This is a genomic window from Rugamonas fusca, assembly GCF_014042365.1.
Classification (GTDB): Bacteria; Pseudomonadota; Gammaproteobacteria; order Burkholderiales; family Burkholderiaceae_D; genus Rugamonas; species Rugamonas fusca.
The window spans coordinates 18,145-33,504 of record NZ_JACEZS010000024.1; the positions used below are offsets into that span (position 1 = coordinate 18,145).

The 15,360-nt window shown below is 65.7% G+C and carries 12 protein-coding genes and 1 riboswitch; of the genes, 2 read left to right on the top strand and 10 right to left on the bottom strand.

Translation table 11 applies throughout. The features are described 5' to 3' along the window. Positions 1-129 precede the first annotated feature (129 nt). Together H3H36_RS21840 and hppD are read right to left on the bottom strand one after the other, a co-directional pair. Positions 130-3,702 carry an indolepyruvate ferredoxin oxidoreductase family protein gene (locus tag H3H36_RS21840; protein ID WP_182220192.1) on the bottom strand — a complete coding sequence of 1,191 codons (3,573 nt, stop codon included), beginning with the start codon at positions 3,700-3,702 and terminating at the stop codon, positions 130-132. 240 nt (positions 3,703-3,942) lie between these two features. Then, a complete protein-coding gene (gene hppD, locus H3H36_RS21845) occupies positions 3,943-5,076 on the bottom strand; it encodes a 4-hydroxyphenylpyruvate dioxygenase (RefSeq protein ID WP_182220193.1) in 1,134 nt (377 codons plus the stop codon). Between the two features lie 126 nt (positions 5,077-5,202). Here hppD and H3H36_RS21850 point away from each other — a divergent pair, with 126 nt between their 5' ends. Continuing rightward, the gene (locus H3H36_RS21850) at positions 5,203-5,724 is read left to right on the top strand and encodes an Lrp/AsnC family transcriptional regulator (protein ID WP_182161754.1); all 522 of its coding nucleotides are present in this window, start codon (positions 5,203-5,205) and stop codon (positions 5,722-5,724) included. A gap of 3 nt (positions 5,725-5,727) precedes the next feature. On the opposite strand, the gene H3H36_RS21855 is transcribed toward H3H36_RS21850, so the two are convergent. The 4 genes from H3H36_RS21855 to H3H36_RS21870 form a co-directional block, all read right to left on the bottom strand. Further along, positions 5,728-6,399 carry a GNAT family N-acetyltransferase gene (locus H3H36_RS21855; protein WP_182220247.1) on the bottom strand — a complete coding sequence of 224 codons (672 nt, stop codon included), beginning with the start codon at positions 6,397-6,399 and terminating at the stop codon, positions 5,728-5,730. 96 nt (positions 6,400-6,495) lie between these two features. Further along, a complete protein-coding gene (locus H3H36_RS21860) occupies positions 6,496-7,809 on the bottom strand; it encodes a multifunctional CCA addition/repair protein (RefSeq protein ID WP_182220194.1) in 1,314 nt (437 codons plus the stop codon). 3 nt (positions 7,810-7,812) lie between these two features. Then, positions 7,813-8,529, bottom strand: a complete 717-nt coding sequence (locus H3H36_RS21865; protein WP_182220195.1) for a glutathione S-transferase family protein — start codon at positions 8,527-8,529, stop codon at positions 7,813-7,815. A gap of 28 nt (positions 8,530-8,557) precedes the next feature. Next, positions 8,558-10,504, bottom strand: coding sequence for a lytic transglycosylase domain-containing protein (locus H3H36_RS21870; protein WP_182220196.1), 1,947 nt, complete (start codon positions 10,502-10,504; stop codon positions 8,558-8,560). 100 nt (positions 10,505-10,604) lie between these two features. Here H3H36_RS21870 and H3H36_RS21875 point away from each other — a divergent pair, with 100 nt between their 5' ends. Next, a complete protein-coding gene (locus tag H3H36_RS21875; protein ID WP_229220045.1) occupies positions 10,605-11,192 on the top strand; it encodes a 5-formyltetrahydrofolate cyclo-ligase in 588 nt (195 codons plus the stop codon). 105 nt (positions 11,193-11,297) lie between these two features. Here H3H36_RS21875 and metF read toward each other — a convergent pair whose 3' ends face one another. The 4 genes from metF to metK form a co-directional block, all read right to left on the bottom strand. Next, positions 11,298-12,125, bottom strand: coding sequence for a methylenetetrahydrofolate reductase [NAD(P)H] (gene metF / locus H3H36_RS21880; RefSeq protein ID WP_182220198.1), 828 nt, complete (start codon positions 12,123-12,125; stop codon positions 11,298-11,300). Next, positions 12,112-12,468 carry a phage holin family protein gene (locus tag H3H36_RS21885; RefSeq protein ID WP_182161742.1) on the bottom strand — a complete coding sequence of 119 codons (357 nt, stop codon included), beginning with the start codon at positions 12,466-12,468 and terminating at the stop codon, positions 12,112-12,114. Before H3H36_RS21885 ends, metF begins: the two co-directional genes overlap by 14 nt. 74 nt (positions 12,469-12,542) lie before the next feature. After that, positions 12,543-13,970, bottom strand: coding sequence for an adenosylhomocysteinase (gene ahcY, locus H3H36_RS21890; protein ID WP_182220199.1), 1,428 nt, complete (start codon positions 13,968-13,970; stop codon positions 12,543-12,545). Positions 13,971-13,995: 25 nt separating this feature from the next. After that, a riboswitch (S-adenosyl-L-homocysteine riboswitch) is annotated at positions 13,996-14,066 on the bottom strand. Between the two features lie 82 nt (positions 14,067-14,148). Continuing rightward, positions 14,149-15,315 (bottom strand): methionine adenosyltransferase, encoded by a 1,167-nt coding sequence (metK, locus tag H3H36_RS21895; RefSeq protein ID WP_182220200.1) that lies wholly within the window; start codon positions 15,313-15,315, stop codon positions 14,149-14,151. Positions 15,316-15,360 lie beyond the last annotated feature (45 nt).

The following is a 15,360-nucleotide window of genomic DNA, read 5'->3' on the forward strand; positions in this document are numbered from 1 at the left end:
ACAATTACTTGCACATGGGACACACTCTCCGCCGCCGGGCCGGGAGGCGGCGCGTGGCCGAAAAAAAACCGGCAAGCGCGCTTGCCGGTTTCCAGTGGCCACCACGGTCAGGCCGCAGTCAGCCCATCATCAGGCCGCGTGGTTCGCCACGCCGGCCGGCGCGTGGAAGGCGGCCACCAGCGCCGCCTGCTTCTGCCGGGCGGCCTTGACGTGGCGTTCCTTGACGTGGCCATAACCGCGGATGTCCTCCGGGATGCTGGCGATGGCCACGGCCTGCGCCAGGTTATCGGCCGTCAGCTTGGGCAGCAGGGCCGCCACGGTCTGGCGGTATTCGCCGATCAGGGCGCGCTCCATCTTGCGCTCGGCCGTGTAGCCGAAGATGTCGAGCGCCGTGCCGCGCAAGCCCTTGAGCTTGGCCAGCACGCCGAACGCCTTCATCATCCACGGGCCGAATTCCTGCTTGACCAGCTGGCCTTTCGCGTCGTGCTTGGCCAGCAGCGGCGGCGCCAGGTGGAACTTGAGCTTGATGTCGCCCTCGAACATGCCGGCGATCTTCTGCTGGAACGCGCCGTCCGTGTACAGGCGGGCCACTTCGTACTCGTCCTTGTAGGCCATCACCTTGTACAGGTAGCGGGCCACGGCTTCCGTCAGGCGCGTGCCCTTGCCCAGTTTGGCCTCCTGGGCCCGCACTTCGTCGACGAACGACTTGTAGTCGAAGGCGTAGCGGGCATCCTGGTAAGCCGTCAGCAATTCCACGCGGCGGCTGACGATATCGTCCAGCGACTGGGTGCGCTTGAACTCGATCACCTTGGCCGGCGTGGTCAGCTTCACCACGGAGGCCAGGTCGTGCGCGGCCGTGCGGCCCCACGCGAAGGCGGCCTTGTTGAAGCTGACGGACACGCCATTGAGTTCGATCGCCTTCAGGATGGACGCTTCCGTCAGCGGCACGTGGCCCTTCTGGAAGGCGTAACCGAGCATGAACATATTGGTGGCGATGGAGTCGCCCATCAGCGCCGTGGCGATCTGGCCGGCGTCCACGAAGTCCGTGCGGCCGGTGCCGCACGCCTTGACGATCTCGCCGCGCGAGGAAGCGTCCGGGAACTGCCAGTCCGGGTTCTTGATGAAGGCGGCCGTGGACGAGCCGGTGGCGTTGATGGCCGCGTAGGTGCGGCCCTCGCCCATGCGCGACAGCGCGTCGCGGCTGGCCGTGACGATCAGGTCGCAGCCGATCACCAGGTCGGCGCTGCCCGTGCCCACGCGGGTCGAGTGCAAATCGGCCTGGTGGTCGGCCAGGCGCACGTGCGACATGACGGGGCCGCCCTTCTGGGCCAGGCCGCTCATGTCGAGCACGATGGCGCCCTTGCCTTCCACGTGGGCGGCCATGGCCAGGATCTGGCCCACCGTCACCACGCCGGTGCCGCCGATGCCCGTGATCAGGATGCCATAGGGCTGGGCCGTGCCGGGCAGCACGGGCGATGGCAGCGCGGGCATGGCGGCGTCGCCGGCGGCGGCCTTCTTCGGCTTTTTCAGGGCGCCGCCTTCCACCGTCACGAAGCTGGGGCAGAAGCCCGTCACGCACGAGAAGTCCTTGTTGCAGGACGACTGGTTGATCTGGCGCTTGCGGCCCAGTTCCGTCTCCAGCGGTTCCACCGACAGGCAGTTCGACTGCACCGAGCAGTCGCCGCAACCTTCGCACACGGCCTCGTTGATGACGGCGCGCTTGGCCGGGTCCGGATACTCGTTGCGTTTCCGGCGACGGCGCTTCTCGGAGGCGCAGGTCTGGTCGTAGATCATGGCCGACACGCCGGGCTGGTCGCGCAGCTCGCGCTGCACGTCCATCAGTTCGCTGCGGTGGCGCACCGTCACGCCTTCGGCCCACTTGTAACCGGCCGGGTATTTTTCCGGTTCGTCGGTGACGACGATGATGGGGCCCACGCCTTCGGCCGCGATCTGGCGCGAGATCATGCCGGGGTCCAGCGGGCCGTCGAATTCCTGGCCGCCCGTCATGGCCACGGCGTCGTTGAACAGGATCTTGTAGGTGATGTTGACCTTGGCCGCCACGGCGGCGCGGATGGCCAGCAGACCGGAGTGGAAGTAGGTGCCATCGCCAAGGTTGGTGAACACGTGCTTCTCGTTGGTGAATGGGGCCTGGCCCACCCAGGTCACACCTTCCGCGCCCATGTGGGTGAAGGTGGACGTTTCGCGGTCCATCCACAGCACCATGTAGTGGCAGCCGATGCCGGCCAGCGCGCGCGAGCCTTCGGGCACCTTGGTCGAGGTGTTGTGCGGGCAGCCGGAGCAGAAGTACGGCGTGCGGTCCGTCTCCGGATTGGGCTTGACGGCCACCGACTTGAGCACCAGCTCCTTCGCTTCCAGGAAGGCGATGCGCTCCTTGACGCGCTGCTCGACCGGGTGGCCGGCGCAGTAGTGCGAAATGCGGCTGGCGATGGCGCGCGCGATCTGGGCCGGGTTCAGCTCATAGGTGGCCGGCAGCAGCCAGTCGCCGTGGCCCGTGTGGCCCTTGTTGCTCCACTCGCCCGTGTCGTCGAACTTGCCGACCACGCGCGGACGCTGGCCGTCGGGCAGGTTGTACAGCTCCTCCTTGAGCGCGTATTCGAGGATCTGGCGCTTTTCCTCCACCACCAGGATCTCGTCCAGGCCCTTGGCGAAGGCGTGCACGCCGTCCGCTTCCAGCGGCCAGGTCATGCCGATCTTGTACAGACGCAGGCCGATGTCGGCCGCCGCCTGCTCGTCGATGCCCAGGTCGGCCAGGGCCTGGCGGGTGTCGAGGTAGGACTTGCCGGCCGTGATGATGCCGATCTTGGGCTTGGGGCTGTCCCAGATAATCTTGTTGAGCTTGTTGGCGCGCACGTAGGCCAGCGCGGCGTACCACTTGTAGCTGTTCATCCGCACTTCCATGTCGAGCACGGTGTCCGGCCAGCGGATGTTGAGGCCACCGGGTGGCAGGTCGAAGTCGTCCGGGATCACGATCTTGACGCGGTCCGGGTCGAAATCGACGACGGCGCCCGATTCGATGATGTCGGTCACGCACTTCATCGACACCCACAAGCCCGTGTAGCGGCTCATGGCCCAGGCGTGCAGGCCGTAGTCGATGTATTCCTGCACCGACGATGGATACAGCACGGGGATGCCGCAGGCGTTCAGGATGTGGTCGGACTGGTGGGCGGTGGACGAGGACTTGGCCGCGTGGTCGTCACCAGCCAGCACCAGCACGCCGCCGTGCTTTGCCGAACCGGCATTGTTGGCGTGCTTGAACACGTCGCCGCAGCGGTCCACGCCCGGGCCTTTGCCGTACCACATGGCGAACACGCCGTCGTACTTGGCATCCTTGAACAGATTGGTCTGCTGCGTGCCCCACACGGCGGTGGCGGCCAGGTCTTCGTTCATGCCGGGGTGGAACTTGACGTGGTGCTCGTCCAGGTACTTCTTGGCCTTCATGGCCGTCATGTCGACGCTGGTGACGGGCGAACCGCGGTAGCCGGTGATGTAGCCGGCCGTGTTCAGGCCAGCCTTCAGGTCGCGCTCGCGCTGCATCATGGGCAGGCGGATCAGGGCTTGGGTGCCCGTCATGAAGGCGCGGCCGCGTTCCAGCGTCCACTTGTCGTCGAGGGAAATGGGGGCGTCCGCGTGGGGGATGTCCGTGCCCGGCTCCAGTTGCGAGCCCTTGTGAGGTGCATTCATTACTTTGTCTCCAATATTCTCATTGCGGTGCACGGCCGGACGGGATAAGCCCGGAAGCGCGCGAGCCGGCCCGCCTTGTGGGCGGACCGGCACGGATATGGTTAGATACAGATTATCACAGGCTGGCGCGCCGTTCTGCGCGGCGCTACCGAATCTGTTCAGGGGACTGACCCCGGCTTTTTGGGGTCTGTCCCCGGTTTGCGATCAGTGGCGATCGGGGGTCTGTCCCCGGTTTCAGCGTCAGGCGGCCGTCTTGCCCGGGTCTTGCAGCACGCCGCGCTTGATCTGGTCCAGCTCGATCGACTCGAACAGGGCACGGAAATTACCTTCGCCGAAGCCCTGGTCACCCTTGCGCTGGATGATCTCGAAGAAGATCGGGCCGATCACGTTCTGGGTGAAGATCTGCAGCAGCAGTTCGCGTTCTGTTTCCGTGCTGCGGCCATCGATCAGGATGCGCATGCGGCGCAGGTCTTCCAGGCGCTCGCCGTGGTTGGGCAGGCGGCGGTTGACCAGCTCGTAATAGGTCTCGATGGTGTCCTGGAACACGATGCCGCTGTCGCGCAGCTGCTGGACCGAGGTGTAGATGTCGTCCGTGCCCAGCGCAATGTGCTGGATGCCTTCGCCGTGGTACTGGTCCAGGTATTCGGCGATCTGCGACTTGTCGTCCGACGATTCGTTGATGGGGATGCGGATCTTGCCGCAGGGCGAGGTCATGGCCTTCGATTTCAGGCCCGTCAGCTTGCCCTCGATGTCGAAGTAGCGCACTTCGCGGAAATTGAACAGGTTCTCGTAGAACTCGGCCCATTCCTTCATGCGGCCACGGTGCACATTGTGGGTCAGGTGGTCGATATAGGTCAGGCCGTTGCCGACCGGGTTGGCCACGGCGCCAGGAATGGCGACGAAGTCCACGTCGTAGATGCTGATGTCGCCGATGGCGCCCGGCTGCGGCGCATGGTCCGTGCCGGCGCCCTTGCCGCGCCAGCGGTCCACGAAGTAGATCAGCGAGTCGCCCACGCCCTTGATGGCGGGGATGTTCAGTTCCATCGGGCCGGTCTTGTTATCGAAGCCCCAGGCGCCCAGTTCCAGCGCGCGCTTGTAGGTAAAGGCGGCGTCGTTGACGCGGATGGCGATGGCGCACACGGACGGGCCGTGGTGGCGGGCGAACCGCTGGGCGAACGAATCCTGCTCGGCGTTGATGATGAAGTTGATGTCGCCCTGGCGGTACAGCGTCACATCCTTGTGGCGGTGGCGGGCGATGGCCGTGAAACCCATGCTCTCGAACAGGGCGCCGAGCGCCTTGGGGTCCGGCGCCGCGTACTCGACAAACTCAAAACCATCGGTCCCCATCGGGTTGTCCCAAGGCTGGAATTGCATAGTGATCTCCTCGTTAGAATAGCGCACAGTATAGTCCCGGGCCGCCGGCATTAAATTGCAAACAATTCCCCTGTTCTGCGAATCTGAGCAATAATATTGCCTGGAAAATTCATTATTGAGGTATTTATGACCAAGATAGCGCTCGATAAGACAGACCGCAAGATTCTCGGCATCCTGCAGCAGGATGGCCGCCTGTCCAACCAGGACGTGGCCGAGCTGGTCAGCCTGTCGCCTTCGCCCTGTTTGCGCCGCATCAAGCGGCTCGAGGAAGCGGGCGTGATTCGCCAGTACGTGGCGCTGCTGGACCCGGACAAGATCGGCCTGGGCCTGCTGGCCTATGTGAATGTGCGGCTGGAAAAGCACAGCGAGGCGGCCGCCCACAGCAACGCGCGCGCGCTCGGTGCGGCGGCCGCGCCGGCCTCGCCGCGGGCCGACTTTGCCGTGTCCGTCGAGCAGTGGCCGGAAGTGGTGGCCTGCTATGCGATGACGGGGGAGATGGATTACCTGCTGCGGGTCCACGTGGAAGACATGGACCACTTCTCGCGCTTCATGATGGCCACGCTGCTGCGTCACCCGGCCGTGCTGGACGTGAAATCGTCGTTCGCCCTGCAGCGCATCAAGGACACCACGGCGCTGCCGCTGGTCTGAAGTTCAGTCCTGGCGTGCCTTGCGGCCGATCAGCCGGTGCAACCACTTGCTGGCGAAGCGCTTGTTGGCCTTGAGCGTGTAGTCGAGCGTGGCGAACTGCTCGTCCAGCGCTTCCTGCAACACACTGGTGGGATTGGCCGGCGGCAGCTTCAGGTAGGCGTCCGCCTCGCCATAATCGCGGTGGATCTCCATGCCGGCCTTCTTCGCGATATGCATCATGGTGGCGTTCGACGACAGGCAGTGCATGTACAGCGTATCGACGTCATTGTTGCGGCAGTGAATGGCGGCCCGCTCGAACAGCTTGGTGCCCACACCCATGCCGCGCGCGGTCTTCCCGACGGAGACGCCGAATTCGGCCACGTGCTCCTTTTCCGTCACCGCGTTCTTGTCCGGCTCCGTGGGCGCGAACGCCAGGTGACCGACCGCCACCAGCGTAAACAGCCGGTTGTAGACGCCAAACACCATGTCGCGCGCGAAGTCGATGCGGTTGACGTAGGCCGTCACCTGCTCGTCGGGCAGCATGGTGCCAAAGCGCAGCAGGCGGTCGCGCGGCTCCAGCGCCAGGAAATGCTTGACCATGCGGCGCCGGTCGCGCTCACTCAATTCCTTGACCAGCACGGTGGGCCGCTTGCGCTCGCCGTTGCTGTCGCGCCGCCGGAACGGGTTGGAAAACATATCGGTCGGGTTCACTGGTGGGCTCCTCGCGGCCGTAAAACAAGAGAGTGGAAAGCGCGCATGGTGCGGCGCAACATGCACCTATTGTAGCGCAGCTCAGGCGCCCCCGGACGACTCGCCGGCGTCGCCGGCGCCGCTATCCGGGCCAGGCTTGATTTCGTCCTCATCGTCGTCCGGCGCCGCCGCGCCCAGCGCCGCCTTGACGGCCGCCACCCTGGCCTTGCGCACCATCTCCGGAATGCGCTGCGGTTGCTCGCCCCAGCGCTTTGCCACCTCGCCCGCGTTGACGGCGCGCGCCGCATCCAGCGCGCAGCGCAAATGGGCCAATTGGGGGAAAGGCTGGTCGCGGAAACTGGCCGTGGCGCCGATGCGGCCGCGCGCGTCGCACTGCACCGCTTCCAGCATCTGGACGAAGCGGGCCGGCTTGCGAAAGCCATCGCAGCGCTCCAGCAGGTTGACGATGGTGTTCGGGCGCAGGATCAGGGCGCGGCATACGTTGCCATGCTCGCGCGCCGTCATCACCGCCAGGTCGCGGCATTCGGTCGGCACGCGCAGGCGCTGGCACACCTGCTCCACCAGCTTGACGCCCAGGCCCTCATGGCCGTGGTGGGCCGGCCAGTTCTCTGGCGGGGTGGCGCCTTTTCCCAGGTCATGCAGCAGGCACGCCAGGCGCGCCGGCAGGTCCAGCCCGGCGTCGGCCGCGCAATCGACCACCTGCTCGATGTGCAGGCCGGTGTCGATTTCGGGGTGGTGCTGCACCGGCTGCGGCACGCCCCACAGCTGGTCCAGTTCCGGCAGCACGCGCGCCAGCGCGCCGCAGTCGCGCAGCACTTGCAGCATGCGCGACGGACGCTGCTCCATCAAGCCGCGCGACAGTTCCTGCCAGACCCGCTCGGCCACCAGCGCGTCCACCTCGCCCTGCTCCACCATGCGCCGCATCAGCGCATTGGTTTCCGGCGCCACCGTGAACTCGGGGAAGCGCGCGGCGAAACGGGCCACGCGCAGGATGCGCACCGGGTCTTCCTCGAACGCGTCCGACACGTGGCGGAACACGCGCAGTTGCAAATCGCGCTGGCCGCCGAACGGGTCGGTCAGGCTGCCGTCGTCGGCGCGCGCGATGGCGTTGATGGTCAGGTCGCGCCGCACCAGGTCCTGTTCCAGCGTGACGTCGGGCGCCGTGTGGAATACAAAGCCGCGGTAGCCGGGCGCCGTCTTGCGCTCGGTGCGGGCCAGCGCATATTCCTCGTTGGTCTTCGGATGCAGGAACACGGGGAAGTCCTTGCCGACCGGGCGGTAACCCAGCTTGAGCATGGCCTCGGGCGTGGCGCCCACCACCACGTGGTCATGGTCCTTGACGGGCAAGCCCAGCAAGGCGTCGCGCACGGCGCCGCCCACTACATAGGTCCGCATGCGTCAGTCCGGCATCTCGGCGTCGTGGCGGGGCGCCATTTCCGTCTCGGCCAGCGCTTCCGTGATCCAGCGCGCGACGGCCGGATGGGCGCAGACGCGGTCGCAATAGGCGTTCAGGGCCGGCGCCAGCGTCACGCCATAGGTGCGGAAGCGCATCACGACGGGCGCGAAGAAAGCGTCGGCGATGCTGAAGTCACCGAACAGGAACTGGTGGTGGCCAAAGCGCGACAGGCACTCCTCCCAGATCTCGCTGATGCGGCCGATGTCGGCCTGGCTGCCGTTGGTGCGGCCCTTGCCCGGATAGCTGGCGCGGATGTTCATCGACATGGCCGTGCGCAGGTCGGCGAAACCGGAGTGCATTTCCGCGCACACGGACCGGGCCATGGCGCGCGCGGCCACGTCCTGCGGCCACATGTGCAGTTCCGGGAATTGCTCGGCCAGGTACTCGCAGATGGCCAGGCTGTCCCAGATCGTCATCTCGCCGGCCAGCAGCACGGGCACGCGGCCGGCGGCCGAATAGGCGGCGATGCGGTTGGCCGTGTCGGCCTGGTCGAGCAGCACCCGCACTTCCTGGAACGGGATGCCGAACGCCGTCATGGCCACCCACGGCCGCATCGACCAGGACGAATAATTCTTGTTGCCGATGATGAGCGTGAGGCCGGGCGCGCGCGCGTTGGCCAGGGCTTGCGACAGGGTGGGATCGAGTTCAGTGGTTTGCATGGAGTGGTCCGGATAGGGTCGGTGGATGCTAACGGGAGCCGAAGCTGGTTTCTTGTTGTTCCTGCGCCGTGTAGCCCTTGGGCGCGACGGTGCCGAGACGGGCCTTGAGCGATTGCGGCCGGCCTTCGAACAGGGCCGCGTAGTAGGTCGCGTTGGACATCACGTTCTTCACGTAGGTGCGCGTTTCGGGGAAGGGAATCGACTCGATGAAGACGGCGCTTTCCATCGGCTTGTCGAGCGCGGCGCGCCAGCTGCGCAGGCGCCCCGGTCCGGCGTTGTAGGCGGCCGTGGCCAGCGTTTGCGAACCGTCCATGCTGCCCAACACCATGTTCATATAGTTGGTGCCCAGCAGGATGTTGGTGCGCACGTCGCTCAGCATGTTCTGCACGAAGTCCGTCAGGCCGATCTTCTTGGCCACCCAGCGGCCCGTGGACGGCATCACCTGCATCAGGCCCGAGGCGCCCACGGCCGATTGCGAGTCCATGATGAAGCGCGATTCCTGGCGGATCAGGCCATACACCCAGGCCTTGTCCAGGCCCAGGGTCTGGGTGGCCGGGTGCATGATGTCGTCATGCGGCGCGGGGAAGCGCTGCGTGTAGTCGACCTGGATGCGGGTCTTTTCGGAGGTGCTCACCATGCGGTCCAGGATGTTGTTCTGGCGCGCGAATTCGGCCGCCGCCAGGTGCTGGCGTTCGCTCAGGCCGCGCAGCGCCCAGTTCCACTCGCGCGTGCCTTCGAAGCGCAGCCGCATCGAAAAGAACTTGAGCGCGCGCTGGAAATTGGGATCGGAGGCGAACGGCGTGATCTCGGCCTGCGTGATGGGCGGCCCGGCCGGCGGGATCGTGATCAGCTGGCCCAGCTCCTCGAGCGCCAGCTGGCCATAAAAATTGGACTGGTCCGAAATGCTGCGCAACAGTTGCGCCGCCTCGCCGGTGGGCTGGCTGGCGCCCGACTCGGCCATCAAGGCGCGGGCCTGCCAGTAGATCCAGGCCGGGTCGTTGCGCAGCGCCTGCGGCATGGCGCGGATGCCGGCGCGCACCTGCTTCCAGTCGCCGGCGCGCAAGGCATAGCGCACCTTCCATTGCTGCGCCTCCTGCGACAGCGGCGCGCCGGCCGCCTTGCGCCAGTATTCCGCCGTCTCCGGGGCCAGCGTGTAGGACGAGGCGAGCGCGATGTTGGCCCAGCCGATCGCCTGTTCCTGCGCCGTCAGCCTGGGCGTGGCCTTGCGCAGCGCCAGCGCGGCCAGCTTGACGCTGGTGCGCGCCATGCGGCCCACGGCCACCAGGTAAATCTCGTGGTCGATGCGGCCACTGCCCACGCCCTTGGCCAGCGCGATGGCCGGCAGGTCGATGGCCTGGGCAATGCGCTTTTCCGGCCCGCCCAGCAGCACCATGGTGCGCTTGCCGGGGCCGGTGGCGTCGAACTGGCCGGCCAGGCGCACCTGGGTCCACAAGTCCTCGTTGTCGAACTGGCCGTTCTGGGCCAGCGTGGCGATCAGGCCGGAACAGGCTTCGCCATAGACGGGCGGGTTGACCAGCAACACGCGCGCCTGTTCGGCCACGCGCTGGCCCTTGAGCGCGCGCGACATCAGGCCGTAGCACTTGACCTGGGTATCGTCGTTCAGCACGAACAGCGGCAACTGCTCGTCGAAGGTGGCCCAGTCGCGCTTGCGGCCCAGCTCCAGCAGCCAGTCGTTGCGCAGGCGGTCGGCGATGGCGCTGCCCTCATAGCGGCGCAGGAAGTCGCGCACTTCGCTGTTGGCGGCGTCGCGCAGGTGCGACTTGAGGCGGTAGTAATCGACGTAGGAAGGAATCTGGTAGTTGGCCAGCCGGTCGGCATAGAATGCAACCTTGGCTGGATCGTCCTGGCGCACCGCGTCGCGCAGCAGCAGGAAGGCGTCATCGTCCTTGCGGCTGCTGTCGATTCCACTATCGTCGGCGCGGCTCCAGGGTGAGGCCAGGCAGGCTACGGCCATCACGGCGCCGGCTATCCATTTTGAAGCGGAATTCAATGTGCAACTCTCAATCAAGTCTTAAAACAGTCATATGACCAGCGATCCTAGAATACCACGCGCCATGGCGCAGCCGCCAGCGGCAACGCCCCTGTCCAAGGCCGATTTGCGCAAGCATTTGCTCAGTGCGCGCCGCGCGCTGGACGCGGCCACGCGCGCCGCGTGGGACGTGGCCATCGGCCAGCACGTGCTGGCTTGGACAGAGATGGCGGCAGTCAGCGCGCTGGGCGTGTACTGGCCGCTGCGCGACGAACCGGATTTGCAGGCGGCTTACGGGGAACTGGCGCGGCGCGGCGTGCGCCTGCTGCTGCCGGTGGTGGTGGAAAAACATGCGCCGCTGGCGTTCGCGGACTGGCACATCGGCGAGCCGATGGTGAAGGACGGGATGGGCGTGGCCGTGCCGGCCGACCTGCGGCTGGCGGCCCGGCCGCCAGCGTTGCTGGTGCCGTGCCTGGGCTACAACCGCCATGGCTACCGGCTGGGATACGGCGGCGGCTTCTACGACCGCACGCTGGAGGCGCTGCCACGGCCGCGCACGGTGGGTGTGGCCTACGCGTGCCAGCAGGCGCCGTTTGGCGATGATCCGCACGATATCGCGCTCGACTGCATCGTCACGGAACAGGGCACGACGACGCCGGACGCAAGAACCTGAGGCGCACCTGAGCGGGCCGGCGCCGCCCTGCCGCCGTGCGCGTGGCAATTTGCGCCAGGCTCAAGGAATTGGGGCGGGCCCGGACAGACAGGCCCGCCCACCGTATTACACCAAGCGCTGCCACAGCGCCGTCGTCGGCGCCGCCTGGTTCATGCTGTAGAAATGCAGGCCCGGCGCGCCGCCGGCCAGCAGGCGCTGGCACAGGGCCGTCACCACGTCCAGGCCGAAGGCCTTGATGGACGCCGTGTCGTCGCCGAAGCTGGCCAGCTTGAGCCGCACCCAGCGCGGGATCTCGGCGCCGCACATGTCGGAAAAGCGCATCAGCTGCGTGTAATTGGTGATCGGCATGATGCCGGGCACCACGGGCACGGTGATGCCCAGCTTGCCGCACTGCTCCATGAAGTAGAAGTAGGCATCCGCGTTGTAGAAATACTGCGTAATGGCGGCATTGGCGCCCGCCTTCACCTTGCGCTCGAACGCCAGCAAATCATCCTGCGGCGAGCGGGCCTGCGGGTGCGTCTCCGGGTAGGCCGCCACTTCGATGTGGAACCAGTCGCCCGTCTCGGCACGGATGAATTCCACCAGCTCGTTGGCGTAGCGGAATTCGCCGGCCGCGCCGTAGCCGCTGGGCAGGTCGCCGCGCAGGGCGACGATGCGGCGGATGTTGTGCGCCTTGAACTCGGCCAGGATGGCGCGGATCGATTCGCGCGTGCCGCCCACGCACGACAGGTGGGGCGCGGCCTGCTCGCCGGCGGCCATGATTTCCAGCACGGTGTCGAGCGTGCCGCGCTGGGTGGTGCCGCCCGCGCCAAAGGTCACGGAGAAATATTTAGGATGCAGTTCAGACAGCTTGGCGCGCGTCACGCGCAGCTTGTCCGCCCCTTCCGCCGTCTTGGGCGGAAAGAATTCGATACTGAAATTAGGGTTGTCCATCGGCGTTCTTCAAAAGTAAGGTAGACAAAGCCCAGGAAATCACGCTGTACAGCAGGGCGCCGCCCATGGCCGACCAGAAACTGTCGACATGAAAGCCCGTCACCCACTGCGCCACCAGCCAGAACATGAAGCCGTTGATAAAGAAGATGAACAGGCCCAGCGACAGCACGGTCACGGGCAGGGTCAACAACAGCAGCACGGGCCGGATCAGCGTATTTACCAGACCCAACAAGAGGGCTGCGACGAGGGCTGCGCCTATGCTTGTGACATCGACGGAATGCATCAGGTAGGGCACTGCCAGCAGGGCAGCGGCATTGATTAACCAGGTAAGGACCAAACGCATGGTAAGAGGCTCGCGGCAGGAATGAAGGGAGATGCGGCCCGCCAGCTGGCGCCGGCGGGCCGCGTCATCGCCGGTTAGTAGCGGTAGTGCTCAGGCTTGTACGGACCCTGCTTCTGCACGCCGATGTAGGCCGCTTGCTCGTCGGTCAGTTCGGTCAGCTGGGCGTTGAGCTTTTTCAGCTGCAGGCGCGCCACTTTCTCGTCCAGATGCTTGGGCAGCACGTACACGCCGACCGGGTAGTTGGCCGTGTTGGCGAACAGCTCGATCTGGGCGATGGTCTGGTTGGCGAACGAGGAGCTCATCACGTACGACGGATGGCCCGTGCCGCAGCCGAGGTTGACGAGGCGGCCTTCGGCCAGCAGGATGATGCGCTTGCCGTCCGGGAAGATCACGTGGTCGACCTGGGGCTTGATGTTTTCCCAGGTGTATTTCTTGAGCGAGGCGACGTCGATCTCGTTGTCGAAGTGGCCGATGTTGCAGACGATGGCCTGGTCCTTCATGGCCAGCATGTGCTGTTCGGTCAGGATGTGGTAGTTGCCGGTGCAGGTGACGAAGATGTCGCCGTGCGCGGCGGCGTAATCCATGGTCACCACGCGGTAGCCTTCCATGGCCGCCTGCAGCGCGCAGATCGGGTCGATCTCGGTGACCCACACCTGGGCCGACAGGGCGCGCATGGCCTGGGCCGAACCCTTGCCCACGTCGCCATAGCCGGCGATGACGGCGATCTTGCCGGCGATCATCACGTCGGTGGCGCGCTTGATGCCATCCACCAGCGATTCGCGGCAACCGTACAGGTTGTCGAACTTGGACTTGGTGACCGAATCGTTGACGTTGATGGCGGGGAAGGCCAGCTTGCCTTCCTTGTGCATCTGGTACAGGCGGTGCACGCCGGTGGTGGTTTCCTCGGTCACGCCCAGGATGTGCGGCAGGCGCTTGGAGTACCAGTTGGCGTCCTTGGCCAGGTGCGCCTTGATGGCGTTGAACAGGCAGATTTCCTCGTCCGAACCGGGGTTGGCCAGCACCGAGATGTCTTTTTCAGCGCGGGCGCCCAGGTGCAGCAGCAGCGTGGCGTCGCCGCCGTCGTCCAGGATCATGTTGGAGTAGACGGGGTTGCCGGCCGCGTCGGCGGGCCATTCGAAGATGCGGTGGGTGTAATCCCAGTATTCATCCAGGGTTTCGCCCTTGATGGCGAACACGGGGGTGCCGTTGGCCGCGATGGCAGCGGCGGCGTGGTCCTGGGTCGAGTAGATATTGCACGAAGCCCAGCGCACTTGCGCGCCCAGCGCTTCCAGCGTCTGGATCAGCACGGCCGTCTGGATCGTCATGTGCAGCGAGCCGGTGATGCGGGCGCCCTTCAGGGGCTGGCTGGCCGCGAATTCCTCGCGGATGGCCATCAGGCCCGGCATTTCCGTTTCGGCGATCTTGATTTCTTTGTTGCCCCAGGCGGCCAGGGAGATGTCGGCGACCAGGTAGTCTTGTGCGGATTTGAGTACGGCGTTCATCACGCCCTCCTTTCGATAGAAAAAAGTAACGTGAGCGCGGTTGCAGATTCCGAGCCTGGCGAATCGGGGCGATTCGTCGCAACGCTCCTCGGAAGGGGTATTTTACAAGAATAATCGGGGATGTAACACCATTTTTCCCGAAAGAATAATCGTGTTACGTCCCCGATTTTGCCGCTGGTTATTTCAGGCCGGCGGCGGCGCGCAGGATGGCGGCCTTGTCGGTGCGTTCCCACGTGAATTCCGGCTCTTCGCGGCCGAAGTGGCCGTAGGCGGCCGTCTTCTGGTAGATCGGGCGCAGCAGGTCCAGCATCTGCACGATGCCTTTCGGGCGCAGGTCGAAGTGTTCCATCACCAGCTTGGCGATCTTCTCGTCCGGGATCACGCCCGTGCCTTCCGTGTAGACCGTGATGTTGATCGGCTTGGCCACGCCGATGGCGTAGCTGACCTGCACCTGGCACTGGCGCGCCAGGCCGGCCGCCACCACGTTCTTGGCCACGTAGCGGGCCGCGTAGGCGGCCGAACGGTCGACCTTGGACGGATCCTTGCCCGAGAACGCGCCGCCGCCATGGGGGCTGGCGCCGCCGTAGGTGTCGACGATGATCTTGCGGCCCGTCAGGCCGCAGTCGCCCTGCGGGCCGCCGATGACGAAGCGGCCGGTCGGGTTGACCAGGTAGCGCGTGTCATTCAGCCATTCGCGCGGCAGCACCGGCTTGATGATGTCCTCGATCACGGCTTCTTCGATGTGCTTGTGGCTGATCTCGGGCGAGTGCTGGGTCGACAGCACCACCGTGTCCACGGCCACCGGGCGGCCGTTGACGTAGCGCAGCGTCACTTGCGACTTGGCGTCCGGGCGCAGCCATGGCAGGCGGCCATCCTTGCGCAGCTGCGACTGGCGCTCGACCAGCCGGTGCGCGTAGTGGATGGCGGCGGGCATCAGCTCGGCCGTCTCGTCGCAGGCGTAGCCGAACATCAGGCCCTGGTCGCCGGCGCCCTGGTCCAGGTCCAGGCCGGCGCCCTCGTCCACGCCCTGGGCGATATCGGGCGACTGCTTGTCATAGCCGACCAGCACGGCGCAGCCGCGGTAGTCGATGCCGTAGTCCGTGTTGTCGTAACCGATACGTTTGATGGTTTCGCGCGCAACTTGAATATAATCCACGTTCGCGTGCGTCGTGATCTCGCCGGCCAGCACCACCAGGCCGGTGTTGCACAGCGTTTCGGCGGCCACGCGGGCTTTGGGGTCCTGGGCCAGGATGGCGTCGAGGATGGCGTCCGAAATCTGGTCGGCCACCTTGTCCGGGTGGCCTTCCGACACGGATTCAGAGGTAAAAAGGTAATCGTTGGACATCGCAAGCTCCTGATATTGGTGAAAATGTTGTCGCTTACCAATACG

Bases quoted from the DNA above. Each gene is read 5' to 3' on its own strand.
- H3H36_RS21840 (WP_182220192.1), bottom strand. From the start codon at position 3,702: ATGAATGCACCTCACAAGGGCTCGCAACTGGAGCCGGGCACGGACATC.
- hppD (WP_182220193.1), bottom strand. From the start codon at position 5,076: ATGCAATTCCAGCCTTGGGACAACCCGATGGGGACCGATGGTTTTGAG.
- H3H36_RS21850 (WP_182161754.1), top strand. From the start codon at position 5,203: ATGACCAAGATAGCGCTCGATAAGACAGACCGCAAGATTCTCGGCATC.
- H3H36_RS21855 (WP_182220247.1), bottom strand. From the start codon at position 6,399: ATGTTTTCCAACCCGTTCCGGCGGCGCGACAGCAACGGCGAGCGCAAG.
- H3H36_RS21860 (WP_182220194.1), bottom strand. From the start codon at position 7,809: ATGCGGACCTATGTAGTGGGCGGCGCCGTGCGCGACGCCTTGCTGGGC.
- H3H36_RS21865 (WP_182220195.1), bottom strand. From the start codon at position 8,529: ATGCAAACCACTGAACTCGATCCCACCCTGTCGCAAGCCCTGGCCAAC.
- H3H36_RS21870 (WP_182220196.1), bottom strand. From the start codon at position 10,504: ATGGCCGTAGCCTGCCTGGCCTCACCCTGGAGCCGCGCCGACGATAGT.
- H3H36_RS21875 (WP_229220045.1), top strand. From the start codon at position 10,605: ATGGCGCAGCCGCCAGCGGCAACGCCCCTGTCCAAGGCCGATTTGCGC.
- metF (WP_182220198.1), bottom strand. From the start codon at position 12,125: ATGGACAACCCTAATTTCAGTATCGAATTCTTTCCGCCCAAGACGGCG.
- H3H36_RS21885 (WP_182161742.1), bottom strand. From the start codon at position 12,468: ATGCGTTTGGTCCTTACCTGGTTAATCAATGCCGCTGCCCTGCTGGCA.
- ahcY (WP_182220199.1), bottom strand. From the start codon at position 13,970: ATGAACGCCGTACTCAAATCCGCACAAGACTACCTGGTCGCCGACATC.
- metK (WP_182220200.1), bottom strand. From the start codon at position 15,315: ATGTCCAACGATTACCTTTTTACCTCTGAATCCGTGTCGGAAGGCCAC.